Consider the following 24,083-nt stretch of genomic DNA (forward strand, 5'->3'; position numbering starts at 1 on the left):
GAGGGCCCTCTGCCGCGGGCAGAACGGTTCAGCCCGCCGCGTAGTTGCGCAGGAACAGCGCCTCGGCGACCGACAGCCGCTCCAGCTCCTCGGGGGACACGCTCTCGTTGACCGCGTGGATCTGGGCCTCCGGCTCGCTCAGCCCGATCAGCAGGATCTCCGCGCCCGGGTAGAGACCGGCGAGCGTGTTGCACAGCGGGATGGAGCCGCCCTGGCCGGCGTACTGCATGGTCTCGCCCGGATAGGCCACCGCCATCGCGTCCGCCATCGCCTGGTAGGCGGGGCTGGAGGGGTCGGCGCGGAACGGCTGGCCCTGGCCGATCTGTTCGGTGGTGACCCGGGCGCCCCACGGGGTGTGCGCCTCGATGTGCGCCAGGAGCAGCTTGGTGGCCTCGGCCGCGTCCACGCCCGGCGGCACCCGCAGGCTGATCAGGGCGCGGGCGCTGGACTGCACCGACGGGGTGGCGCCGACGACCGGCGGGCAGTCGATGCCGAGGACGGTGACCGCCGGGCGGGCCCAGATGCGGTCGGCCACCGAGCCGCTGCCGAGCAGCCCGACGCCGTCCAGCACCTTGGCGTCCGCGCGGAACTGCTCCTCGGCGTACTCCAGGCCGTCCCACCCGGCCGTGGCGTCCAGGCCGTCGACCGTGGTCGAGCCGTCCTCGGCGCGCAGCGAGTCCAGGACGCGGACCAGCGCGGCCAGCGCGTCCGGGGCGGCCCCGCCGAACTGGCCGGAGTGCAGGTTGCCGGCCAGGGTGTCGATCCGCACCCGGACCAGGGTCATTCCGCGCAGCGTGGTGGTCACCGTCGGCAGGCCGACCCGGAAGTTGCCCGCGTCGCCGATGACGATCGTGTCGGCCTCCAGCAGCTCGGGGTGCTGCTCGGCGTACCGCTCCAGGCCGCCCGTGCCCTGCTCCTCCGAGCCCTCCACGATCACCTTCACGTGCACCGGGACGCCGCCGTTCGCCTTGAGGGCGCGCAGCGCGAGCAGGTGCATGATGAAGCCGCCCTTGCAGTCGGCGGTGCCGCGGCCGTACCAGCGGCCGTCGCGCTCGGTCAGCTCGAAGGGCGGGGTGGCCCAGCCGGCCTCGTCCAGCGGGGGCTGCACGTCGTAGTGCGCGTAGAGGAGAACCGTTTTCGCACCCTCCGGTCCGGGCAGGTGGCCGTACACCGACCGGGTGCCGTCCGGGGTGTCCAGCAGGGCCACGTCCGTGAAGCCCTCGGCGCGCAGCGCGTCGGCGATCCAGCCCGCGGCGGCGTCGCTCTCGCTCTTCGGGAACTGCGTGAAGTCCGCCACCGACTTGAAGGCGACCAGTTCGGTCAGCTCCGCCTTGGCCCGGGGCAGCAGCGAGGCGACGGTCTCGGCGACCGGATTCGACGGCATGGGCACGCTCCTCGTGGGTGCGACGTTGTACGGGGTGAGTACACCGATCCTCCCACAGCGGTCCGCACGGACGGCCGCCGTAGGATGCGACAGGACACTTGGCAGCGGCTTGATCGGAGCGGTAGACCATCGTGAGCGGCGAGAACTCTTCGGCGGACGACGTGCAGCGGGTGTGGGACGTCGTCGTGGTGGGCGCGGGCCCCGCGGGCGCCTCGGCCGCCTACGCGGCGGCGGTCGCGGGACGGCGCGTGCTGGTGCTGGAGAAAGCCGAGTTGCCGCGCTACAAGACCTGCGGCGGCGGCATCATCGGCCCCTCGCGCGACGCGCTGCCGCCCGGGTTCGAGCTGCCCTTCCGGGACCGGGTGCACGCGGTCACCTTCTCCCACAACGGCCGCTTCACCCGCACCCGCCGCTCCAAGCAGATGCTGTTCGGACTGGTCAACCGTGCCGAGTTCGACCAGCAGCTGGTCGAACACGCCCAGAAGGCGGGCGCCGAGCTGCGTACGGGTGTCACGGTCCAGCGGGTCGAGCAGCACGGCTCGGCGGTGCCCGACCGCCGTACGGTCGCCGTCGTCCTGCAGGGCGGGGAGACGGTGCTGGCCCGCGCGGTCGTCGGTGCCGACGGCAGCGCCAGCCGGATAGGGGCGCACGTCGGTGTGAAGCTCGGCCGGGTGGACCTCGGCCTGGAGGCGGAGATCCCGGTCCCGGAGACGGTCGCCGAGGACTGGAAGGGGCGGGTCCTGATCGACTGGGGGCCGATGCCGGGCAGTTACGGCTGGGTGTTCCCGAAGGGCGACACGCTCACGGTCGGTGTGATCTCCGCGCGCGGTGAGGGCGCCGCCACCAAGCGGTACCTGGAGGACTTCATCGCCCGGCTGGGCCTCGCCGGCTTCGAGCCGTCGCTCTCCTCCGGGCACCTGACCCGCTGCCGCGCCGACGACTCCCCGCTGTCCCGGGGCCGGGTGCTGGTCTGCGGGGACGCGGCCGGGCTGCTGGAGCCGTGGACCCGCGAGGGCATCTCCTTCGCGCTGCGCTCGGGCCGGCTGGCGGGGGAGTGGGCGGTCCGCATCGCCGAGGCGCACGACGCCGTGGACGCCCGGCGCCAGGCCCTGAACTACGCCTTCGCGGTGAAGGCCGGGCTCGGCGTCGAGATGGCCGTCGGCAGCCGGCTGCTGGGCCTGTTCGAGAAGCGCCCCGGCCTCTTCCACGCCGCCCTCACCGGCTTCCGCCCGGCCTGGCGGGCCTTCCGGGACATCACCCAGGGCTCGACCTCGCTGGGCGAGCTGGTCCGTTCCCACCCGGTCGCCCAGCGCGCGCTGACCGCGCTGGACCGGAGGCAGGCCGGGCAGGCCGCCGAGGAAGAGGCGGAGCCCGTCAGTCCGTGACGGTGATGCGGAAGACCGGGTGGTCACCGGCGCAGGCGATGATCTCCTCGTCGGAGGACTTGGCGGTCACCCCGGCGAAGTACTGGTCGACCTCCCAGCCCCACCTCTCCAGATAGGTCCGCAGGACCGGGAGCTTCTCGGCGTCGGGGAGCTCCACCGCGGTGAAGGCGCGCACCCTGCGGCCCACGCGCAGTTCCCCGCCTCCGGCGGCCCGCATGTTGCGCACCCACTGCGAATGGCCGCGCGCCGAGACCAGGTACTGCCCGCCGTCGTAGCGGTGCGGGTTGACCGGGATGCGCTGCATCCGGCCGCTCTTGCGGCCGGGCACGGACATCTCGGCGGTGCCCGCCAGGCTGATCCCGTGCCGGGCGAGCCAGCCGATCACGCTGTTCAGACGGACGGTGAGCGGGCTGCCTTTGAGGTAGTACGGCGAAGACGACATGGTGACCCCCACGCTGTGAGAGAGCGGTGCTCTCGCTTGCCTCCAGTGTGGGACAGTCAGGCACTCGGAAGCAAGAGCGCTGCTCTCTTTTCGTTGCGCCGCTCTCTGATGTGTGCACCGCTCTCGTGCGTGGCACACTGCTGGCATGAGCACCGCACAGGGCGCCCGCGCGCGGGCCAGGCAGGAAGTCACCGCGGCCATCAAGGACGCGGCGCGCAGACAGCTGGCCGCGGAGGGCGCGGCCAAGCTCTCCCTGCGGGCCGTGGCGCGCGAGCTGGGCATGGTCTCGTCGGCCCTGTACCGCTACTTCCCCAGCCGGGACGACCTGTTGACCGCCCTGATCATCGACGCCTACGACTCCCTCGGCGAGGCCGCGGAACAGGCCCGGGACGCCGCCGGCGACGCCCCGCCCGCGGCCCGCTGGACGGCCGTGTGCGAGGCGGTGCGCGGCTGGGCGCTCGCCCACCCGCACGAGTACGCGCTGATCTACGGCTCGCCGGTGCCCGGTTACTCCGCCCCCCGGAGCACCGTCCGGGCCGCCGCCCGCGTCGGCCTGGCCCTCATCGGCATCCTCCGGGACGCCCACCGCGGCCCCGGTGGCCTGGCCGCCCCGCCGCTCCCCGCCGCCCTGCGGCCGGAGGCCGAGCGGATGGCCGCCGACCTCGCCCCCGACCTGCCGCCCGAGGTGGCCGCGCCCATGGTCGCGGCCTGGGCCCAGCTGTTCGGACTGGTCGGGTTCGAAGTGTTCGGGCAGTTCAACCGGGTCGTGGAGGACCGGGAGACGTTCTTCCGGCACGCGGTCGGCCGGCTCGCCGAGGGCGTGGGCCTCACCCCGGCGTGAGCCGTGTACTCCCCAGGGAGTACACGCGAACACCCTGCGCGCGCCGGCCGCCGCACCGCGCGCCCCCGCACCGGGCCTGGACCGGCTGCCGGAGCTGGTCGAACCGAGGGCGAGTCGCCCCGGCTGACGCCCGGCGCCGGCCTCGCCGCCTTCCGCATCGTGCAGGAGGCCCTCACCGACGTCGTACGGCACTCCGGTTCGCGGCGCGCGCGCCTGCACCTGGGATACGGCGACGGAGCCGGCCGCCCGCGATCGCGCCCGACTCGCCGTCCTCGCCTACGAGTCGGGGTCGGTGCGGCCGGGCCGAGCCGACTGCTGGAAGCGCACCAGCACGCTGATCACGCGGGCCATGAACACCACCGGCGCGACCGTCGTACCGAGCCCCAGCAGGACCGTGGACACCGGGTGGGGCAGGTCGAAGAGGAACGTGGGCCCGGCCACGGCCCCGAACAGCACCGCCGCCGCGAACGCGGCGCTGACCAGGGCGTACCCGATCTCGACCGTCGCCGCGTCCTGCTCCGCCTTGGTGCGCCGGCCCCCGTGTGCGTACATCCCGTCAGTTTCACAGACGTGCGCCCGGCGGAGCAAGCAACTCCGGCCGGGCGCACGCGTGGAGGCGGACCCCCTAGTCGCGGACCGGTACGCGGTCCGCCTCCGCCTCCCGCACGGTGGACCTGGCGACCACGACGGAGCGTCCCGGCCGGGGCCGGCGCAGTCCGGTGAGCGACAGCAGCAGGCCGGCGACGGCGATGACCGTGACCACGACCAGACCGGGCCGGTAGCTGTCCAGCACGGCCTGGGGAGTGGCGTGTCCGGGGGCGTGCGCGGTCACCACAGCCGTCACGACGGCGAGGAAGATCGCGCCGCCCACCTGCACCGAGGTGTTGAGCAGGCCGGAGACCATGCCCTGCTCGTGCTCCTCCACGCCGTTGGTGGCCTGGACGTTGAGGGACGGGAAGGTCAGCGCGAAGCCCGAGCCGACCAGCAGCATGGTCGGCAGGATCACGGTCGCGTAGGACGGGTGCAGGTCGATGCGCAGGAACAGGGCGTACCCGAGCGCCATCAGGATGAAGCCGAGCACGATCAGCCGTGTGGTGCCGAACCGGTCGATGACGGCCCCGACCCTGGTCGCGGACAGTGCCACCACCGCGCCCGCCGGCAGGAACGCCAGCGCGGTGTGCATCGCCGACCAGCCGAGCACCTGCTGCATGGACAGGGTGACCAGGAACTGGAAGCCCATGTAGCTGCCGACGAACGTCAACGCGCCCAGCTGGGCCCGCACCTGGGGCCCGGAGCGCAGCACTCCGAGCCGGACCAGCGGGCTCGGGCTGCGCCGCTCGACCAGGACGAAGGCCACCAGCATGACGGCCACGGCGGCGAAGGACAGGATCGTGCGGGCCGATGCCCAGCCCGCCTCGGGCGCCTGGACGACGGTGAAGACCAGCAGCAGCATCGAGGCGGTGCCGAGGACGGCGCCCGGGACGTCGTAGCCGCCGTGGCCGCGTTCGCGCCCGCTGCGCGGCAGCAGCTTCATGCCCGCGAACAGGGCGAGCAGCGCGACCGGCGCCGGCAGCAGCATGGTGAACCGCCAGCCGGCCTCGGTGAGCAGGCCGGAGAGGACGAGGCCCATGGAGTAGCCGGTGGCACCGCAGGTGGTGTAGATCGACAGGGCCCGGTTGCGCAGCGGCCCCTCCGGGAAGGTCGTGGTGATGATCGACAGGCCCGCCGGTGCAGTGAAGGCCGCGCTCAGGCCCTTGACGAACCGGCTGGCGATCAGCAGCGGGCCGGAGTCCACGAGCCCGCCGAGCAGCGAGGCCAGCGCGAACACGCCGAGGGCGACCAGGAACACCTGGCGCCGGCCGAGCAGGTCAGCGGCCCGGCCGCCGAGGAGGAGCAGGCCGCCGTAGCCCAGGATGTAGCCGCTGACGACCCATTGCAGGGTCGACGTGGACAGGCCGAGGTCGGCACCGATGGAGGGCAGGGCGACGCCGACCATCGACACGTCCAGCGCGTCCAGGAACATCGCGGCGCACAGCACCAGCAGGGTGCCCCACAGCCGGGGGGTCCAGCGGCCGACCGGGGACGGGGTCGCGGACGGGGTGAGCGGAGAGGTCATGGCCGTGAGACTACATGCGTGCGCATGAAATGCAAGCGCATTTAATTACGGTGCAATGAACTGGTTTCTCTGCTACGGTGCGGGCATGGCGGCGAAGAAGGCCGAGCAGGCGCTCGTGGAGGAGTGGCGGGGCATCCTGGCCCTGCACGCCCGCACCCAGTGCGAGCTGGACCGGGCACTGCACGGGCACGGCCTGTGCGCGAGCGACTTCGAGGTCCTCGACCTGCTGGCCGAGGGCATGGCGGCGGACGGCGGCTGCGCCTACCGGGTCCAGGAGATCTCCGACCGGGTGCACCTCAGCCAGAGCGCGCTGTCCCGGCTCATCGGCCGTCTGGAGAAGGACGGCCTGGTCGAGCGGGCCATGTGTGCGGAGGACCGGCGCGGGGTGCGGGTGGTGCTGACCGGCAAGGGGCGCGCACTGCACGGCGAGGTACGGCCGGTGCAGCGCGCGGTGCTGTCCCGCATGCTGTCCGACGCCGGCTGACCGGCGTCAGATCCCGGAGCGCTCCCGCCACAGCACGGCGAGCGACGCGTCGCCGGTCACCTGCGGCACCGCCGTACGGTTCCACAGCGCCAGGTACAACTGATCGGCCGGGCCCGACAGTTCGGCCTCGGCGGGGCCCTCGGCCGCGCGCACGGTCACCGGTGGCTCGGCCGTGAGCCGTACGGTCCACACCGCGTCCGCCCCCGCGTCCACCGCGCGCACCCGCAGCACCCGCGGCTCCTCGCTGCGCAGCCGGCTCCGGGAGCGGGCGTGGAAGCCGCGCAGCAGTTCGTCGATGCCGTCCACCGCGAACTCCGGGGCTATCGGGGACGGCGTACCGCCGCGCGCCGCCTCCGCGTCGTAGCGGTGCACGGTCGTCTCGTGTGCCTGCCGGCGGGTCCAGAAGGCCAACGGCGAGGGGTTGGGCGCGGGATGGAAGGTCCAGCACCGCACGTCGGCGGGCGCGGCGGCCAGGGTGTCCACCAGCAGCCGGTGGCTGTCCCGGTACCAGTCGACGAGTCCGGCGCCGTCCAGCTCCGGCGGCTCATCCACGGGCCGGGGCGCGGTGTGTCCTCCGGCGACGAGGGCGGCGGCCCACCGGTGCACCGATCCGGTGTGCCGCACCAGGTCCCGCACCTGCCACTGCGGGCACGCCGGGACCTTGGCGTCGGGCCCCGCCACGGCGGCGGCCGCCGCCAGCGAACGGCCCTCGCGGTCCAGGATCTCAAGGAACTCGGCAGTCTCCATGGGGTGAGTGTGCCGGATGGAGTGCGCTCCAGCGGGAGGGTGTTCCGGCCGGGTGCCACGCTCAGTCCGCGAGCGCCCCCATGGGGTCCCAGGCGGGGAGGACGATCGGCGGCTGGTCGAGGGCCGCCGCCAGCTCCGGCGGCAGCGCCGAGCGCCGGACCGCGATCTCGAAGACGTGCTCGCCGAACCACGAGTCGTTCATGGTCCAGAAGCCCTTGTCGGCCTTCTCCTCGCCCCAGCTGTTCTCCACCCGCCAGCGGCGCGGGTTCCCGTCCACCACGTCGACGCCGGTGAACAGCATGGCGTGGGTCATCTGGGTGTCGTGGTGCAGCAGCCGGTCGGCCTTGTCCAGGGTGAAGGGGGCGTCGTAGACGGCCGCGTAGTCGAACAGGGCGGCGTCCCAGACGCCGGCGTCCGCGCGCATCATCTTGGCCACGTCGCAGCCGAACCACACCGGTTCCCCGCCGGTGATCGACTCCATGGCCAGCCGCTTCAGCAGCTCGATCGGCGCGTTGAGATAGACCACCGGCGGGGCGTCCACGACATTGCCCAGGTACTCGACGGTGAACGTACGGCCGACCGGGCTGGACTCGCGCGGGTCGTGCACCAGGCAGACGTACTCCTCCAGTGGGAGCTGGACGTACCTGGCGGCGAACTCCGCCGGGGTGAGCCAGCCGTCGCGGTGGAACTCCTTGTCCTTGTCCTCCCACTGCCACAGGAACCGCTGCGGAGGCGTGCCGAGGTGGATGCCGAGCACCCGGTGGACGGCGGCCAGTACCTCGCGCTTGTGCGCCCGCTGGGCCTCCACCCCCTCCGCGGCCAGGGCGCGCAGGTCGCGGGCGCCCTGGCGGAGCAGGGTCCCCAGGGCCCGGTTCATCGCCCGGGTGGAGGAGGAGCTGTCGGTCTCCGGCATGGCCGACTTGGGCACCAGGCCGTGCTTGACGACCAGCGCCACGAACATGTTCCACTGCCCGCCGTCGCCGATCGGGTCGGCCAGCAGGTGCGCCACCGTGCGGTCGTCCACCTCCCGGCCGGAGGTCTCGACGACCGCCTCCAGGAAGTGGTTCGCCCGCTCGAACTTGTCCCACCACAGCAGGTGGTTCTGGGAGAACTCGAAGTCCTTCACGCCCAGCTTCCGCGCGGCGCCGACCCGGAGCAGGTTGAGCCCGGCGAACATCCAGCACCGGCCGCTCTGCTTCTGGTTGGTGGCCTTCCAGTCGTCCAGGTGGTGGGAGACCGAGTGGTCGATGCCGGTGAGCACCCGCCGGTCCAGGGCGATGTCGTCCACGGGTGTCTGCGTGACCGCGTTCTGCATCAGCCGGTTCGCCGGGCGGGCGGCGAACTCCTTCTCGAACGACTCCAGCTGATCCGGCGTCAGGCTGCGGTCCATGGCCTGGCGGGAGTCGTCGTTTCCGAAGCTCACAGCGGTCTGCCTCCAGTTTCCCGGGATGTCTGAGACGAGCGCAACCTCACCGTCGCACGGCCGTTCGGCCGGAGTCAACGGAGCAGTGGGGGTGAGGGGCCGCCTTGGCGAACAGCCGGTCGGGGCAGCCGCGTTGCGTCGTCAGCGGCCCAGCGCCCGGCGCGTGGACACCCCGATGACGGCGGCGACGGCGGCCAGCGCGGCCACGCTGGTGAGAGCCGTGGGCAGGGAGAACCAGTCGGCCATGAAACCGATGGCGGGCGGGCCGAGCAGCATGCCGCCGTAGCCCAGGGTGGAGGCGACGGCGACGCCGGACGGGCCGGCCAGCGCGCCGGCGCGCTCCACGGCGACCGGGAAGAGGTTGGCCAGTCCGAGCCCGGTGACCGCGAAGCCGGCCAGCGCGGCCCACGCGGAGGGCGCCAGCGCGCCGAGCAGCATGCCGGCCGCGGCGACGGTACCGCCGGCGATCACGGTACGGGCCCGGCCGAGGCGGGCCAGCAGCGCCGTCCCCGTCAGCCGGCCGACGGTCATGGCGAGCGCGAAGCACGCGTACCCGGCGGCCGCGGTGCCGGGGGAGGCCGAGAGGTCCTGCTGGAGGTGGAGCGCGCCCCAGTCGGCCATCGCGCCCTCGCCGTAGGCCGTGCACAGCGCGACGAGCCCGAGGACCACGACCACCCCGCGCCTGCCCGGCCCGCCGTCCGGCGCCGCCGCCGGCCCGTGCGTCCGCTCCGGCGGCACCGGCGGTTCGTGGCGCAGCAGGGCGCGTCCGGCGACGGCCGTGACGAGCAGCCCGAACACGGTCAGCGCCAGCAGGTGACGGGTCGGCGAGAGCGCGCCGGCCACCAGCCCGCCGAGTCCCGCGCCGACCATGCCGCCCAGGCTGAACGCGGCGTGGAAGCTGGGCATGATCGGCCTGCGCAGAGCGGCGACCAGGTCGACGGCGGCACTGTTGAAGGCCACGTTGACCCCGCCGTAGGCCGCGCCGAACAGCAGCAGTACGGCACCCAGGACGGGCGCCGAGTGCGTGAGCGGAGGCAGTGCCACGCTGAGCGAGAGCACCGCCATGCACACCACGGTCACGGGATGGCTGCCGTAGCGACGGCACAGCCGGCCGGTCAGCGTCATGGTGAGCACGGCCCCGGCGGACACCCCGAGCAGAGCGAGCCCGAGGGCACCGGCGGAGGCATGCGTCTGGAGCTTGATGTCGGGGATCCGGACGACCCACCCCGCGAAGAGGAAACCGTCCAGCGCGAAGAAAGCGGTGATCGCCGCCCGCAACGCACCGAGCCCCGGACCCGGCACGACACTGTGCGAACGGGTTTTGTTTATTTGCGGCACAAAATAAGCGTACGGGCAGGCCGGACAGCGGGCAAGGGGGGTCGCCGCAGGTCCGTCGGGTCCGTCGCCGACTCGGCGCGCCCTCCGGCCGGCGGTGCCGTCCTCGGCCGCGCTCCGCCGGCCGCGTCCCGGTGACGCCGATGCGCCGGCGCCGTGAGCCCGTTGCGCAGAGTGGTCTGTTCGAGAGGGGGATGGGTGTGCGGATTGTTGAACGCCGGGTGGATACAGGTCGGTTAATGCTTGCTCACGAGCTGGTTGCGGGCGGGTGAGCGCGTCATGATGGGCCCATGACGTTGGCCTCGCGCGCGTTCGCGCAACTGGCGACCTGGCCGGACCTGAGACGGGCCGTCCCGAGCTGCGGGCTGGGGCGGGCGGTGAGTTCGGTCCAGGGCGAGGTCGTGCACTTCCACTCCGAACGGGATGTGGACCTGCGGCTCACCGACCGGGCCATCCGGCGGTTCGCCAAGGACCTCAGGGACTCGGGTGCGATCAGGATCGTGCCCGGCTCGCAGTGGGTGACCCTGCGCCTGGACGCCGCGAGCGACGTCGACCTGCTGCTGACGCTGGTGAGCGTGGCGCTCCAGGCCCAGGAGAGCTGGCCCGACCCGGCCGGCCGGGCGGTCACGGGCTGCAACGACCAGCGGGGCGCGGGGTTCGTGAAGGCCGACCTGGGCCGTTTCTGAGCCGCCCGGCCGGCGCCGCTCACACCGTCAGCACCCGGACGCCGGCCTCCTCGAACCGCCGTACCGTCTCCTGGCCCACCGCCGCGTCCGTCACCAGCGTGTCCACCAGCTCCGCCCCGCAGATCCGGGCGAAGGCCCGCCGGCCCAGCTTGCTGGAATCGGCGGCCACCACCACACGCTCGGCACGCTCGCACAGCAGCCGGTTGATCGCGGCCTCCGCCTCGTCGTGCGCCGCCGCCCCGTGCGTGACGTCGAAACCGACGACACCGAGCACGGCCACGTCGAGCGTGATCTGGCTCAACACCCCGTCCGCGAGGGGCCCGATGAGCTCGTACGACTGCGCACGTGCCACCCCGCCGGTCAGCACGATCTTGAACTGGGGCCGCACGGCGAGCTCGTTGGCGATGTTCAGCGCGTTCGTGACGACCGTCAGGGCCGGTGAGCCGGTGCCGAGGTCACCGCGCACGGCCAGCGCACGGGCCACCTCCGTGGTGGTCGTGCCGCCGGTCAGCCCCACCGCCTCGCCCGGGGCGACCAGCTCGGCCACCGCCTTGGCGATGCGCTGCTTCTCCGAGGCGTGCCGCGCCGTCTTGTAGCGCAGCGGGAGTTCGTACGACACCCCGTGCACCACCGCCCCGCCCCGGGTGCGGACCAGCATCTGCTGTTCGGCGAGCTGGTCGAAGTCGCGGCGGATCGTGGCCGCCGACACCGCCAGCTCGGCCGCCGCCTCCTCGACGTCCAGCCGGCCGCGCTCGACGAGCAGTTCCAGCAGCGCCTTCCAGCGGGCGTCCCGGGACATCGCGTGGTCCTCCGTTCCCCGATCGTTCTCCGGTCGTCCGGCTCCGGCCGGTCCGTCCGAGACCGTTTCAGCGGTCTGCGGCGACCCTAGCGCACCTGCCTCCGCGCACGAATGCTTGATTGTGCTCGAAAGTTCGCTATATCTTGCAAGAACAATCAGCAAGGGGAGGGTGTGGGCGATGACCCATGTCGAGAACGAGCTGAACAGCCAGCCCGAGTGCTGGACGCGGGCGGCCGAGCAGGCGGGACGGCACCGGGACGCGCTGCCGGAACCGGGGGAGCGGGTCGCCGTCGTCGGGTGCGGGACCTCCTACTTCATGGCCCAGGCGGTGGCCGCCCTGCGCGAGGGGGCCGGGCAGGGGGAGACCGACGCGTTCGCCGCCTCCGAGTTCCCGTACGGGCGGTCGTACGACCGGGTCCTCGCCCTCACCCGTTCCGGCACCACCACCGAAGTGCTGGAACTGCTGCGCCGGCTGAACGGCCGGACCCGCACCACCGCCGTCACCGCCGACCCCGGCACCCCGGTCCGGCCGGCCGCCGACGACCTCGTCGTCCTGGACTTCGCCGACGAACGCTCCGTCGTCCAGACCCGGTTCGCGACCACCGCGCTCACCCTGCTCCGCGCCCACCTCGGCCTGCACACCGAGACCGTCGTCGCCGACGCGCGCACCGCCCTGGCCACCCCGCTGCCCGAAGGCCTCGTGGACTGCACCCAGTTCACCTTCCTCGGGCGCGGCTGGACCGTCGGCCTCGCCCAGGAGGCCGGGCTGAAGATGCGCGAGGCCTCCCTGTCCTGGACCGAGGCCTACCCGGCGATGGAGTACCGGCACGGCCCGATCAGCGTCACCACCGCGGGCACGGCCACCTGGATGCTCGGCACCGCGCCCGACGGGCTCGCCGAACAGGTCCGCGCCACCGGCGGGCGCTGGCTCCAGGGCGCACTCGACCCGCTCGCCGAACTGGTCCGGATACAGCGGCTCGCGGTCGCCGTCGCCGCCGCCCGCGGCCTCGACCCCGACCGGCCGCGGCACCTCACCCGTTCGGTGATCCTCGCCTCCTGAAAGCGCCGGCCCCGTCACGGAAGGACACTCACGTGCCCCTCGCGTCCACCGGCGAGCTGATCACCCGGGCCGCCGCCGCCCGCTGCGCCGTCGCCGCGTTCAACGTCATCACCCTGGAACACATCGAGGCCGTCATCGCCGGCGCCGAGACCACCGGTTCCCCCGTGGTCCTCCAAGTCAGCGAGAACGCCGTCAAGTTCCGCTACGGACGGCTGCTGCCGCTGGCCCGTGCCGCCGTCGCCGCCGCCGAACGGGCCGCCGTACCGGTCGCGTTGCACCTGGACCACGTGCAGAGCGACGAACTGCTGCGCCAGGCGTCCGACGCCGGGTTCAGCTCCGTGATGTACGACGCGGCCCGCCTGCCCTACGCCGGCAACCTCGCCGCGACCCGCGCAGCCGCCGACTGGGCACACGCCCAAGGCCTGTGGATCGAAGCAGAGCTGGGGGAGATCGGCGGCAAGGACGGCCGGCCCCCGCTGGACGCGCACGCGCCCGGCGCCCGCACCGACCCGACCCGGGCGCGGGACTTCGTGGCCGGCACCGGCGTCGACGCCCTGGCCGTCGCCGTCGGCTCCGCGCACGCCATGACCACCCGCACCGCCGTGCTCGACCTCGGCCTGCTCAAGCGGCTGTCCGCGGCGCTGGCCGTGCCGCTGGTCCTGCACGGTTCCTCCGGAGTGCCGGACGACCGACTCGTCGAGGCCGTCGGCGGCGGCATCACCAAGGTCAACGTCGGCACGGCACTCAACGCGGCCATGACCGGCGCGATCAGGGAATTCCTCGCCGCCCGCCCCGAGGCCGTCGACTCGCGCCAGTACCTCAGCGTGGGGCGCGAGGCGATGGCCTCGGAGGTCCGGCGGATCATCGGGGTGCTGTCCCGGACGGGAGGCTGATCAGTCCTTCCTGACCGCCTTCAGCACCACGAACTTCGGGTCCGACGCGACCAGTTCGCTGTTCCCGAACAACCGCCGCAACTTCACGTGGTAGCCGAGGTGGCGGTTGCCGATCACCCACAGCTCGCCGCCCGGCCGCAGCGCGCGCTTCGCCCCGGTGAACATCCGCCACGCCGTGGCGTCCGTGGTCGCCTGGTGCGAGTGGAACGGCGGATTGTTCAGGACCAGGTCCACACTGCCGGGCGCCACCCCGGCCAGCCCGTCCCCGACCCGGAACTCGGCGTGCCCCGGCACCCCGTTCGCCTTGTACGTCGCCTCGGCCGAGGCCACGGCCTGGAAGGACTCGTCCACGAACAGCACCTCGGCCGCCGGATCGGCCAGCGCCACGGCCGTACCGACCACGCCGTTGCCGCAGCCGAGGTCCACCACGCGCCCGGCGCCGGGCCCGGGCAGGTGCCGGAGGAAGAAGCGGGTGCCGATGTCCAGCCGCTCGGCGCAGAAGACGCCCGCGTGGTTCACCACCGTGCGCCCCGACACCGCGCCGACGCCGTCCGGCAAGGCGTAGCTGTAGGGCCACGGGTTCGCGGGCCGCTCCAGCGCCGGGTCGGGGGTGCAGAAGACCAGCCGCGCTTTCTGCCGGGCCAGCGAGGTCCGGGTCGGCCCGAGGATCCGCTCGAACAGCTGGAGCGTCGAGGTGTGGATCTCCTTCACCATGCCGGTGCCGACCACGACCGTGTCCGCGTGCACGGCGGGCGCCAGCCGCAGCAGCTGGTCCTCCAGCAGCGCCAGGCTCTTCGGCACCCGCACCAGCAGGACGTCCACCCGGTCCGGCGGCGGGTCCTGCGTGGTGAGCAGCCGTACCGCGCCGGGCTCCACACCGGCCCGCGCCAGGTTCGCCCGGGTCGCCTCCTGACCGAGGAAGGAGTCGGTGATCTGCACCGGCCGGTGCTCCGCCAGCGCGGTGGCGAGCGCGCCCCAGCGGTCCCCGACCACCACGACCGTGCCCGTGAGCGGCACCTTCTCCTCGTCCAGGTGGCGCAGCAGATACGCGTCGGAGGCGTCCCAGGCACGCAGCGGGTCGCGCGGGTCCTCGGGGAAGCGGGTCAGCCCGACCTCGCCCCACGGTGTCGTCATACGGTCGCTCATCGTGCGTCCAGGCTAGCCGAGCCGCAGATCAGGGGCCGTGGGGCAGGATGGGGGCATGGAGGACGAGCTGTTCGGCCGGGAGCGCGCGGAGGTCGCTCCGGGCGCCGTGCACGTCCCGGACTGGCTGGACGGCGAACGGCAGCGCGCCCTGCTCACCGCCTGCCGCGAGTGGGCACGGCCGCCCGCCGGGCTGCGTACGGTCCGCACCCCCGGCGGCGGCACCATGACCGCCCGGCAGGTCTGCCTGGGGTGGCACTGGTACCCGTACGCCTACGCGCGCACCGTCGTCGACGGCGACGGCAGCCCGGTCAAGCCCTTCCCGGACTGGCTCGGCGAGCTGGGCCGCCGCGCGGTGTCCGACGCGCTCGGCCCGGACGCCGTACCGCCCGCGCCGTACGACATCGGACTGATCAACTTCTACGACGGCGACGCCCGGATGGGCATGCACCGCGACGGCGACGAGCGGGCCGACGCGCCGGTGGTCTCGCTCAGCCTCGGCGACACCTGCGTCTTCCGCTTCGGCAACACCACGACACGCGGGCAGCCGTACACCGACGTGGAGCTGCGCAGCGGCGACCTGTTCGTCTTCGGCGGCCCGTCCCGGTTCGCCTACCACGGCGTGCCCCGCGTCCACCAGGGCACGGGCCCGGCCCGGCTGGGCCTGACCGGCCGGCTGAACATCACCCTGAGGGTCAGCGGCCTGTAGCCGGCCGCGCAGGCCACCCCGGGTGCGGATCATGGGAGACTCGCTCTCATGAGCGGCAAGGCGGATCCCCGGACAGCGGGGGAGAGGACCACCTCACGGGCGAGGCTGGACCGGGGGCGCGGCGCGCTCGGGCCCGCGCTGGAGCTGGTGCACACCGGACGGGCACCGACCCGGGCCGTGCTCACCGCCGAACTCGGCGTCACCCGGGCGACGGCCGGCGCGGTGGCCGCCGAGCTGGAGGCGCTGGGCCTGATCCGGGTGGACGCCCGGCCCGGTGCGGCGGCCGGCTCCCAGGGGCGTCCCTCGCACCGGCTCCAGGTCGCCGAGGACGGTCCCGTCGTCCTCGCGGCGCAGATCCACGCCGACGGCTTCCGGGCCGCGCTGGTCGGCCTCGGCGGCCGGATCGTGGCGACCGCGCCCGGCTGCGAGACCGTCGAGGCCGACCCGGCGAAGGTGCTCGGCTCCGTCGTGGAGGCGGGCACCGAGCTGCTGCGCACCACCGGCCGGCGCTGTGTCGGCGCCGGACTCGCCGTGCCGTCCGCCGTCGCCGAACCCGCCGGCCTGGCCCTCAACCCACTGCACCTGGCCTGGCCCGTCGGCGCCCCCGTCCGGGAGATCTTCGCGGAGTGCGTGCGCGCCGCCGGCATCGGCGGACCCGCCTTCGCGGGCAACGACGTCAACCTCGCCGCGCTCGCCGAGCACCGGCACGGCGCCGGGCGGGGCGCGCGCGACCTGCTGTGCGTGGCCACCGGGCACCGGGGTGTCGGCGGCGCGCTCGTCCTGGACGGCCGCCTGCACACCGGCAGTTCCGGACTCGCGCTGGAGGTCGGCCACCTCACCGTGAATCCGGAGGGCCGCCCCTGCCACTGCGGCAGCCGCGGCTGCCTGGACGTCGAGGCGGACCCGCTGGCGCTGCTCGTGGAGGCGGGCCGCGAGCCCGGCCCCGAGGTGTCGCTGCTCCAGCAGGCCAACGACCTGCTGCGCACCCGGTACGACGACCCGGCCGTCCGCACCGCCGCCGAAGCCCTCATCGACCGCCTCGGCCTCGGCCTGGCCGGCCTGGTCAACATCCTCAACCCCGACCGCATCATCCTCGGCGGCCTGCACCGCACCCTGCTGGACGCGGACCCGGCCCGGCTGCGCGCGGTGGTGGCCGACCGCAGCCTGTGGGGCCAGAGCGGCGGTGTCCCCATCCTGCCGTGCACCCTGGACCACAACAGCCTGGTCGGCGCGGCCGAACTGGCCTGGCAGCCGGTGCTGGACGATCCACTGGGGGCGCTGGCCGGGGCCGCCTAAGACGCCATTTCAGTTGGCGTTATCTTGCGGCGGTCTGGGGTGATGACTGCTGCGCTTGCCGCACGGATGGCGCCGGAAGATCTGTGGGAGCTGTTCCAGCGGGTGGTCACGCCAGCGCCGGAACGCCCGCAGGGCGGAGGAGCCCGTCGGAGAGGGAACCGTGAGGTACTGGCCGCGATCATCTTCGTGGCCACCTCGGGCTGCACCTGGAACCAGCTGCCACCGGGCTTCGGGCTGTCGGGAGTGACCGCCTTCCGCCGATGGACCGAGGCCAGGGTGTGGGCCAAGCTTCACCGCCTGGTCCTGGACGAACCCGGTTCCCGCGGCGAGCTGGACTGGTCGCGATGCGCGATCGACTCCGTCAGCGTCCGGGCCCTCAAAGGGGGCAGCTGACGCGACCGAATCCGACCGACCGCGGCAAAGCCGGATCGAAAATCCACCTCACTGTTGACCGCCGAGGCCTGCCCCCGTCGATCGGCATCCCCGGCGCGAACCTCCACGACAGCCAGGCCCTCGTCTCGCTGGTCCGCGGCATCCCACCCATCCGCTCACGCCGCGGCGCCCGACCCGGAAAAATGCACGGAGACAAGGGCTACGACTATCAGCACCTACGACGGTGGCTGTCCTCCCGCGGCATCCGGCACCGCATCGCCCGCAAGGGCATCGAATCCTCCCAACGGCTGGGCCGGCACCGCTGGGTCGTGGAACGAACCGTTTCCTGGCTGTCCGGCTGCCGACGCCTCCACCACCGCTACGAGCGGAAGCCGGAACACTTCCTCGCCTTCACGGCCATTGAAGCTTCACACTTGGAGTCCTGGCACTGGTGGGGTCCATCCTCGCGATCTGACTGGCATTTTGGCTGGCTGGGAAGACGCGCCTCCTCTACGGACTGCGACGCATAACACCGCTAATCACCGATTCCCCCGTCGGTGGGATGGTGACTGTACTCGTCAACCGCATCCCCTCTTGCCGATCCTCACTACGTTGAGGTGTAACTCATCACTAATTGACCGATCCACTTTGGATCGCATTCATCATTGAATCGTGCAAGAAATGTAAAATCCTGCGACTTGCGATCAGGATTGCGGAGTGCTGCTCTGGAATAAGTAGGGGGTAAAGGGCTAAATGATTCGGGCCCGAATGGGTGGCGTTCAGCCGAAAGAAGGGGACGACGCGTCGTGTGACGACGGGATGCCCCGCGCTGCGACCCGCTATCGGAGGTTCGCGATGACACAGGTCTCTTCTGCCCGCATTTCACTACGCCAGATCATGGCCGTGCTCTTGACGGCCGCCCTGACGCTCTCCCTCTCGGTGGTGCTCACCGTCGCCTCGACGAAAGAAGCAGCCGCCTTGTGCTCCGCCAGCCGGTTCAACGGAACGTGGCGCTCGTCCGATGCGAGGCTGGAGCGTATTGACGTATGGCAGGGAGAGGACTGCCACCTGTACGCCAGGGCCTGGTCCGTCTGCGAGAACGACTCGTCGCATATCTGCAGCTGGGGAAACAGGAGAATGGGAGACAGTCCCGAGCCGAACTTCCAGTTCGTCGGATACAACTGGAGCAACGCCGATGAGGTGCTGCACCTGCGGATGCAGGACACGTCTCATATCTCGGTGTGGGACGGCACCGACTACCACAACGGTAAGAAGGTCAGCTTCACGGTCACGATGTACAAGAGCCGTTGAGCCCGCGAAGGGCAGCAACTCCGCCCGCGCCGCTACTGGACGAGACCCCCTACCAAGACAGGTGGGGGGCCTCGCCGCTCGTCCCCCGCCCCCGCCAGGATGCGAACCGAACCCGACAGGGTCGTCATCGACCTGTCCGCAGCGCACATCCGGGACGCCTCCTCCGTCGCAGCCCTGGACGCAATCGAGACCAAGTACACCCAGCGAGGCAAGAGCGTCGAGATCACCGGGCTGAACGACCCCAGCGCCGACCTCCACGGCAAGCTCACCGGCGACCTCGCTGGCAGCCACTGACCCCCGCGCGGCACGCTCACAGCAGAGGACCCCGGCCCAACAGGCCGGGGTCCTCCCGTCTCGTCCCTGCGCCCCACCGCCCGTGACCGGGACGCCGTCGGGGACGGCGAAGACGAGGAGTGACTCTTCGACGGCCCATGCGCGACGGTCGTCCGCACGGCGCTGGAGCGGGCACAGGCTCGGCCGGGACACCGCTCGATCACCTACAACCCCATGCGCGCCCTCGGGCCTGACACCGTTTTGCCTGTCGAGGACCACGCTCTGCGCGAGGACGGCGAGGACCGCGGGCGGGCCCCGCCGAGGATCGCGAGCACGACGTCGCCCGCGTCTCCCCGCTCAAGCACGCCAACCTCGACGTGCTCGGCCGCTACAGCTTCCGCGCCTCCACCCCGGTCGATGGCGGCCTGCACCCGCTGCGCGACCTGGGGGCCGGCGGTCGCGACGAGGACGACGACGACTGATCCCCACGTCGTCGACCATGGACATTGACGGAGTGAGTACTCACTCCGTACGGTTGGAGGCATGACAGAGACCTCTCCCACTCCCTCCCGGCGTCGTGCGGCACCGATGGAACCCGACCAGCGCCGCGCGATGATCGTCGCTGCGGCCCTTCCCCTCGTCGTCGAGTACGGCTCCTCTGTGTCCACCGCGAAGATCGCCCGCGCTGCGGGCATCGGAGAGGGCACGATCTTCCGGGCCTTCGCCGACAAGGACGCCCTGCTCGCGGCCTGCATGGCCGAGGCGGTACGTCCCGATGACACCGTCGCCCACCTGGAATCGATCGCACTGGACCAGCCACTGACGGCACGGCTCACCGAGGCGGCCGAGGTGATGCAGGGCTACATGACACGCCTGGGCGCCGTCGCAGGAGCCCTCGCTGCGACCGGGCGGCTGGAACGCACCGCCCCGTCCCCATCCGGCAAGGACGGCCGCTCCCCGGATCGCGAGGCGGGCCTTGCCGCGCCGCGCGCGGCCTTGGCCGCCCTGTTCGAACCCGATCGGGACGCCCTGCGGCTGGCGCCGGAACGCCTCGCCGACGCCTTCCAGCTCATGCTCATGTCCGCAGGCCGCCCCGGCGCCCCGGACCCGCTGACCACCGAAGAACTGGTGGGCCTCTTCCTGTACGGCGCGCTCACCACGCCCGGGGAGGCCCGATGACCACACCTGACGCGTACGACGCGCTCACCCCCCGCCGCCGGACGGTGATCACGTTCGCCCTGCTCGGCTGCGCCTTCCTGGCCATGCTGGACGGCACTGTGGTCGGCACCGCCCTGCCGCGCATCGTCGAGCAGATCGGCGGAGACGGTTCCTGGTATGTCTGGCTCGTCACCGCCTACCTGCTCACCTCCTCGGTCAGCGTCCCGCTCTACGGCCGCTTCTCCGACCTGTACGGCCGCCGCCGGTTACTGCTCGGCGGACTCACCGTCTTCCTGGTCGGCTCGCTCGCCTGCGGGCTGGCCGACTCCATGGCCGTACTGATCGCCTCCCGCGCCCTGCAGGGTCTGGGTGCCGGAGCCCTGCTCACCCTCGGCATGGCCCTGATCCGCGACCTCCACCCGCCCTCCCGGACGCAGGGCCTCATCCGGATGCAGACGATCCTGGCCACGATGATGGTGCTCGGCATGGTGGGCGGCCCGATCATCGGCGGCCTGCTGGCCGATCACGCCGGCTGGCGCTGGGCGTTCTGGCTCAACCTCCCCATCGGCCTCGCAGCCTCGGCCGTCCTTGCCCGGTTCCTGCCCGACCACCGTCCCGCCACAGCACCAGCCGGCCGCCTCGATGCCGCGGGGATCGCACTGCTCGCCGCGGGTCTCTCCCTGGCGCTGACCGGCCTCAGCCTCAAAGGCAACACCACCTCCGGGCAACCCCTGTCCTGGACCGATCCCACCGTCGCGGGCTGCCTGCTCGGCGGCCTGGCTCTCCTCGCCCTGCTTGTTCCCGTCGAGCGGCGCGCGGCCGTGCCCGTCCTGCCCATGCGACTGTTCCAACACCGCACCTACAGCGCCCTCCTGGCCGCCGGGTTCTTCTTTCAGGTCGCCGCACTGCCGGTCGGAGTCTTCCTTCCCCTGTACTTCCAGTACGTCCGCGGCCACTCGGCCACCGTCTCCGGTCTCCTGCTCCTCCCGCTGCTCACCGGCATGACGCTGGGCAACCGGCTCACCGCCACCGCCGTCCTGCGCAGCGGACACGCAAAGCCCGCACTCCTGGCCGGCGCCGGACTGCTCACCATCGGCACCGCCGCCTTCTTCACTCTGGACGCTGCGACACCGCCGGCATGGACGTGCGTATGGCTGCTGATCGCCGGACTGGGCACCGGACCGGCCATGGGCGGCATCACCATCGCGACCCAGAACTGCGTCCCACACGCCGACATGGGCACCGCCACCGCGGGCTCCGCCCTCACCAAGCAGATCGGCGGCGCGTTCGGCCTGGCTTGCGGCCAGTCCCTGATGAGCTACCACGCCATGCCCACCGCTGCGATCGGATCCACCATCGCCTGGAGCGGAACCATCGCCGGGCTGCTCGCCTTCTCGGCGCTCCTCCTCATGCGCAACATCGTCATCCCCACACCCTCGAGCCGCCGTAAGCCGGCGGCTCGCACCGCGACGCCGACGACCGACGGGTCCGCCGCCTGACCCCCAGCGCCTGTCGCCGAACGATCGTTTGACGACAGGCGGGCGACGCGTCCAATGAACCTTGCGATCCAGGGGTTCTTGGGGGCTCGAATCCAATCAGATCCGATGGCGATTGCTGACAGGGTTTCGCTCCGCCGCTTGGCGGCGAACAATCCCCGTGGTCTGCATGAGTGCCGACCTTGGCCACCAGGCTCGAAGCGCGCATGAGACCGGGGACCTACTCTCGGCGACCGATGAACCTCTCAGCCCCTGACTCGGGGGTGCTCGGCGTGGCCGACTGGAGCGCTCAATGCGAGCCCGTCGGCACGAGGTGTTCGAGGTCCTGACGGGCCGGATAGCGGGCCGGTTTGCGCGAGTCGAGCCCCGGCGACGGGTGCGGGACCAGACAGGCCTTAGCGCGGCCGGGGAAGGGACGACGCGTCCGGCCGGGCAGGGCCGGCCCGGCCCTGCCGCCGACGGGCGGCCGGACCCCGCGCCCCGGCCGCGCTAGCTCACCCCGCCGGCCCCGACGCCTCCGGATGCGGTGTCGGCGGGCGGTGTGCGGCGCGGTCTGCGCACCAGCTCGCCCCCGCAGTTGGGGCAGACCTGCCCCAGGGCCGCGGCGCACGCCTCGCAGAACGTGCACTCGAACGAGCAGATGCGGGCCGGTCCGCCCGGCGGCAGTGCGGCGGTCTCGCAGCGCTCGCAGCGCTCGCGCATCTCCAGGGCCATGTCGTCTCCCGTCCCTTCGGACAACGGTCGGTGATCGTCGGCTTCCATCCTCCGCGCCACGGCCCGCGGCGACACCGTCCCCGAGGGACAACGAGCCACCGGATCGGGCCACGGCCGCTCAGCTCCAGTCGGCCCCGAACGCCCGCCCCGGATGCTCGGTGAGGATGCGCTCCACCAGTTCGGCGCCGACCGTCTCCGCCAGCCGTTGCCGCACCCGGCGCAGCAGGTACGGCATCCCCGGCCCGCCGTCGACCGAGCGGGCGCCGGCCACCACGGTGTCCCCGCCGAGCAGGACCCGGTCCCCGAAACCGGCCTCCACCAGGGCCCGTACCGCCTCCGGCATCCGCCAGTCGGTGGCGTGGTGGGCACGGGACGGCCCGTCGAAGGCCAGCCAGCAGCCCGACGCGGCGGCCTGCCGGTGCAGCACCGGGTCGGGGAAGCGGTTCAGGTGCCCCAGGACCACCCGCTCTCCCGGCACCCCCAACTCGCCGCACAGCAGGTCGAGGACGTCCAGTGCGGCGGTGCCCAGCTCCAGGTGCACGGCGACGGGCGCGCCGGTGGCGTGGTGCGCCTCGGCCGCCGCCGCCATCGTCCAGCGGGTGTGCGCGTCGAGCCCGTGGAAACCACCGGCCACCTTGATCAGACCGGCCCGGACCCCGCTCGTACCGATGCCCTCGGTGAGTTCCGAGACGAACAGCCCGGCGAGCCGCCCGCCCCGCAGCCGGGCGAGCACCCCGGCGTCGTAGTGCACCGCCTGGTGCAGTCCGGTGGCGCAGACGATGCCCACCCCGGTCGCCCGGGACAGCGCCGGCAGGTCCGCCGCCCGCCGCCCCATCCCGTACGGCGTCCACTGCACGACGGCCGCTCCGCCCGCCGCGCGGAACGCCGCCAGCTCGGCTCGCGCGGCCGGCACGTCGTCCAGCTCCTGTCCCGGCAACCGCGGGCTGCGCAGGAAGAGATGGTCGTGCGCGTCGCACACGCCCAGATCCGCGGGCCGTACGTCCCCGAGGACCGTACGGACGCGGGTCAGCACTGCCGGCCCCGCGCAAGCCGGTTCCGGCCGGGCGCGGACAGGTGCAGCACCTCGAAGACGTCCCCGTCGGCCTTCGGAGTGTCCTGCTCCCAGAGGGAGAAGTGCACCAGCTCCCAGGCGCGCGTGTCCACGGCGGCCGCCGCGAGCACCGCACCGTCCTGCGCCGCCAGCCTCCCCGTCTCGGCCACCGCGTCCGCCATGAAGGACGCCAGCTCCACGCCCTCCGGGACCGGTCGGCGCCGCCGGACCGCGAACGCCGGCGCGGAGGCGGCCGCCGTGCCCTCCTCGAACGCCAGGCCGGTCCATTGCCGGATCGCGGGCCGTCCGAAGTCGTCCACCGGTCCCTGGAAGGCCCCGCCCCACAGGAACCTGTTCATGCCCTCCAGGGTGTCCCAGAGGTAGAACGGCCCGTACTGGTTCACCGGCGAGCCGTTCACCCCGCGCTCGCGCATCACGTACGTCTTGATGCCGAGGCCGTCCCAGTCGTCCAGCAGGTGCCCGACCCGGGCGACGCGCGAGCGGACGACCCCCATGTCGTAGTCGGCGGGCAGGGTGAACTCGTACTGCATGGCGTGCATGTCGCTCTTCCCTTCTCAGGCCGGGTAGTCGGTCACGTGCGCGTGCCACTCGATCGTCGTGCCGTCCGCCGCGGCCTCCACGACCGCCAGGTGGGTCATGAAGGTGCGGGGCCCGGCGCCGTGCCAGTGCCACTCCTCCGGCTCGATCCACACCGTGTCGCCCGCCCGGATCTCCTCGACCGCACCGCCCCTGCGCTGCACCAGCCCCTCGCCCTCCAGGACGTGCAGTACCTGCCCGTGCGGGTGCCGGTGCCAGGCCGTGTGCGCGCCCGGGGCGAAGTGGACGTTGAACATCCGCAGCCGGGAGGGGGCCGCGGGCGCCGCTATCTCGTCCAGCCAGACCGTGCCGGCGAAGTGCTCCGCCGGGCCCTGCCGGGTCTCGGGACGCTGTCGGGTGATGTGCAC

General features: G+C 72.7%; 24 protein-coding genes and 3 pseudogenes. 14 read left to right on the forward strand and 13 right to left on the reverse strand.

The window, feature by feature from the left end; translation table 11 throughout:
- Positions 1-28: 28 nt before the first annotated feature.
- Positions 29-1,384 carry a dipeptidase gene (locus IG05_RS0107420; protein WP_030340287.1) on the reverse strand — a complete coding sequence of 452 codons (1,356 nt, stop codon included), beginning with the start codon at positions 1,382-1,384 and terminating at the stop codon, positions 29-31.
- A 131-nt stretch (positions 1,385-1,515) separates the two neighbouring features.
- On the opposite strand from IG05_RS0107420, the gene IG05_RS0107425 reads away from it, so the two are divergent.
- A complete protein-coding gene (locus tag IG05_RS0107425) occupies positions 1,516-2,769 on the forward strand; it encodes a geranylgeranyl reductase family protein (protein ID WP_030340289.1) in 1,254 nt (417 codons plus the stop codon).
- On the opposite strand, the gene IG05_RS0107430 is transcribed toward IG05_RS0107425, so the two are convergent.
- On the reverse strand, positions 2,759-3,211 hold the full coding sequence (locus IG05_RS0107430; protein WP_030340290.1) for a nitroreductase family deazaflavin-dependent oxidoreductase: 453 nt from the start codon (positions 3,209-3,211) through the stop codon (positions 2,759-2,761). The two genes, IG05_RS0107425 and IG05_RS0107430, sit on opposite strands and share 11 nt — an antisense overlap.
- 145 nt (positions 3,212-3,356) lie before the next feature.
- Here IG05_RS0107430 and IG05_RS0107435 point away from each other — a divergent pair, with 145 nt between their 5' ends.
- Positions 3,357-4,052 carry a TetR/AcrR family transcriptional regulator gene (locus IG05_RS0107435; RefSeq protein ID WP_030340292.1) on the forward strand — a complete coding sequence of 232 codons (696 nt, stop codon included), beginning with the start codon at positions 3,357-3,359 and terminating at the stop codon, positions 4,050-4,052.
- A 28-nt stretch (positions 4,053-4,080) separates the two neighbouring features.
- A pseudogene (locus tag IG05_RS49070) lies at positions 4,081-4,289 on the forward strand (sensor histidine kinase); the annotation flags it as partial.
- 39 nt (positions 4,290-4,328) lie between these two features.
- On the opposite strand, the gene IG05_RS0107440 reads toward IG05_RS49070, so the two are convergent.
- Both IG05_RS0107440 and IG05_RS0107445 read right to left on the reverse strand, forming a co-directional pair.
- Entirely contained in the window at positions 4,329-4,604 is a 276-nt protein-coding gene (locus IG05_RS0107440; protein ID WP_030340294.1) for a DUF6332 family protein, read from the reverse strand.
- Positions 4,605-4,677: 73 nt separating this feature from the next.
- Positions 4,678-6,168: an MFS transporter gene (locus IG05_RS0107445; RefSeq protein ID WP_030340295.1), complete on the reverse strand. Its 1,491-nt coding sequence runs from the start codon at positions 6,166-6,168 to the stop codon at positions 4,678-4,680.
- A gap of 85 nt (positions 6,169-6,253) precedes the next feature.
- Here IG05_RS0107445 and IG05_RS0107450 point away from each other — a divergent pair, with 85 nt between their 5' ends.
- The gene (locus IG05_RS0107450; protein ID WP_030340297.1) at positions 6,254-6,652 is read left to right on the forward strand and encodes a MarR family winged helix-turn-helix transcriptional regulator; all 399 of its coding nucleotides are present in this window, start codon (positions 6,254-6,256) and stop codon (positions 6,650-6,652) included.
- A 6-nt stretch (positions 6,653-6,658) separates the two neighbouring features.
- Here IG05_RS0107450 and IG05_RS0107455 read toward each other — a convergent pair whose 3' ends face one another.
- From IG05_RS0107455 to IG05_RS0107465, 3 genes are all read right to left on the reverse strand, one after another.
- Entirely contained in the window at positions 6,659-7,399 is a 741-nt protein-coding gene (locus tag IG05_RS0107455; RefSeq protein ID WP_030340298.1) for a maleylpyruvate isomerase family mycothiol-dependent enzyme, read from the reverse strand.
- Positions 7,400-7,460: 61 nt separating this feature from the next.
- Complete coding sequence (locus IG05_RS0107460; protein ID WP_199808261.1) at positions 7,461-8,822, reverse strand: aminopeptidase C; 1,362 nt, start codon at positions 8,820-8,822, stop codon at positions 7,461-7,463.
- A gap of 141 nt (positions 8,823-8,963) precedes the next feature.
- Positions 8,964-10,124 carry an MFS transporter gene (locus IG05_RS0107465; protein ID WP_030340301.1) on the reverse strand — a complete coding sequence of 387 codons (1,161 nt, stop codon included), beginning with the start codon at positions 10,122-10,124 and terminating at the stop codon, positions 8,964-8,966.
- Between the two features lie 323 nt (positions 10,125-10,447).
- Here IG05_RS0107465 and IG05_RS0107470 point away from each other — a divergent pair, with 323 nt between their 5' ends.
- Positions 10,448-10,843 (forward strand): luciferase family protein, encoded by a 396-nt coding sequence (locus tag IG05_RS0107470; RefSeq protein ID WP_030340303.1) that lies wholly within the window; start codon positions 10,448-10,450, stop codon positions 10,841-10,843.
- A gap of 19 nt (positions 10,844-10,862) precedes the next feature.
- Here the strand turns inward: IG05_RS0107470 and IG05_RS0107475 are convergent, their stop codons facing one another.
- Positions 10,863-11,642, reverse strand: coding sequence for a DeoR/GlpR family DNA-binding transcription regulator (locus tag IG05_RS0107475; RefSeq protein ID WP_030340305.1), 780 nt, complete (start codon positions 11,640-11,642; stop codon positions 10,863-10,865).
- A 178-nt stretch (positions 11,643-11,820) separates the two neighbouring features.
- On the opposite strand from IG05_RS0107475, the gene IG05_RS0107480 reads away from it, so the two are divergent.
- Together IG05_RS0107480 and IG05_RS0107485 are read left to right on the forward strand one after the other, a co-directional pair.
- Positions 11,821-12,702, forward strand: a complete 882-nt coding sequence (locus IG05_RS0107480; protein WP_030340306.1) for an SIS domain-containing protein — start codon at positions 11,821-11,823, stop codon at positions 12,700-12,702.
- Positions 12,703-12,734: 32 nt separating this feature from the next.
- Positions 12,735-13,595, forward strand: coding sequence for a class II fructose-bisphosphate aldolase (locus IG05_RS0107485; RefSeq protein WP_030340308.1), 861 nt, complete (start codon positions 12,735-12,737; stop codon positions 13,593-13,595).
- Here IG05_RS0107485 and IG05_RS0107490 read toward each other — a convergent pair whose 3' ends face one another.
- Positions 13,596-14,729, reverse strand: a complete 1,134-nt coding sequence (locus IG05_RS0107490; RefSeq protein ID WP_030340310.1) for a methyltransferase — start codon at positions 14,727-14,729, stop codon at positions 13,596-13,598.
- Positions 14,730-14,796: 67 nt separating this feature from the next.
- Between IG05_RS0107490 and IG05_RS0107495 the strand changes: the two genes are divergently transcribed.
- The 7 genes and pseudogenes from IG05_RS0107495 (at position 14,797) to IG05_RS0107530 (ending at position 21,356) form a co-directional block, all read left to right on the forward strand.
- Positions 14,797-15,447 (forward strand): alpha-ketoglutarate-dependent dioxygenase AlkB family protein, encoded by a 651-nt coding sequence (locus tag IG05_RS0107495; protein ID WP_030340312.1) that lies wholly within the window; start codon positions 14,797-14,799, stop codon positions 15,445-15,447.
- Between the two features lie 48 nt (positions 15,448-15,495).
- A complete protein-coding gene (locus IG05_RS0107500) occupies positions 15,496-16,743 on the forward strand; it encodes an ROK family protein (RefSeq protein WP_030340313.1) in 1,248 nt (415 codons plus the stop codon).
- 42 nt (positions 16,744-16,785) lie between these two features.
- Positions 16,786-17,546, forward strand: a pseudogene (locus IG05_RS46715) (IS5 family transposase); the annotation flags it as partial.
- Positions 17,547-17,970: 424 nt separating this feature from the next.
- Positions 17,971-18,426 (forward strand): hypothetical protein, encoded by a 456-nt coding sequence (locus IG05_RS41955; RefSeq protein ID WP_158838804.1) that lies wholly within the window; start codon positions 17,971-17,973, stop codon positions 18,424-18,426.
- A 108-nt stretch (positions 18,427-18,534) separates the two neighbouring features.
- Positions 18,535-18,720: pseudogene (locus IG05_RS0107515) on the forward strand (sodium-independent anion transporter); the annotation flags it as partial.
- 522 nt (positions 18,721-19,242) lie between these two features.
- A complete protein-coding gene (locus IG05_RS0107525; protein WP_078893942.1) occupies positions 19,243-19,878 on the forward strand; it encodes a TetR/AcrR family transcriptional regulator in 636 nt (211 codons plus the stop codon).
- The gene (locus IG05_RS0107530) at positions 19,875-21,356 is read left to right on the forward strand and encodes an MFS transporter (protein WP_030340322.1); all 1,482 of its coding nucleotides are present in this window, start codon (positions 19,875-19,877) and stop codon (positions 21,354-21,356) included. Before IG05_RS0107525 ends, IG05_RS0107530 begins: the two co-directional genes overlap by 4 nt.
- 486 nt (positions 21,357-21,842) lie before the next feature.
- Here IG05_RS0107530 and IG05_RS41960 read toward each other — a convergent pair whose 3' ends face one another.
- The 4 genes from IG05_RS41960 to IG05_RS0107550 all read right to left on the reverse strand — a co-directional run bounded on the left by IG05_RS41960 (position 21,843) and on the right by IG05_RS0107550 (position 24,083).
- Positions 21,843-22,067: a DUF1272 domain-containing protein gene (locus IG05_RS41960; RefSeq protein WP_107051306.1), complete on the reverse strand. Its 225-nt coding sequence runs from the start codon at positions 22,065-22,067 to the stop codon at positions 21,843-21,845.
- A 118-nt stretch (positions 22,068-22,185) separates the two neighbouring features.
- Positions 22,186-23,097 (reverse strand): phosphotriesterase family protein, encoded by a 912-nt coding sequence (locus tag IG05_RS0107540; RefSeq protein WP_030340325.1) that lies wholly within the window; start codon positions 23,095-23,097, stop codon positions 22,186-22,188.
- Positions 23,094-23,678, reverse strand: coding sequence for a DUF4865 family protein (locus tag IG05_RS0107545; RefSeq protein ID WP_030340326.1), 585 nt, complete (start codon positions 23,676-23,678; stop codon positions 23,094-23,096). The genes IG05_RS0107540 and IG05_RS0107545 overlap by 4 nt, the downstream gene beginning before the upstream one ends.
- A gap of 15 nt (positions 23,679-23,693) precedes the next feature.
- A complete protein-coding gene (locus IG05_RS0107550) occupies positions 23,694-24,083 on the reverse strand; it encodes a cupin domain-containing protein (RefSeq protein ID WP_030340327.1) in 390 nt (129 codons plus the stop codon).

This window comes from Streptomyces sp. NRRL S-1022, assembly GCF_000720135.1.
In the GTDB taxonomy this organism is placed as follows: domain Bacteria; phylum Actinomycetota; class Actinomycetes; order Streptomycetales; family Streptomycetaceae; genus Streptomyces.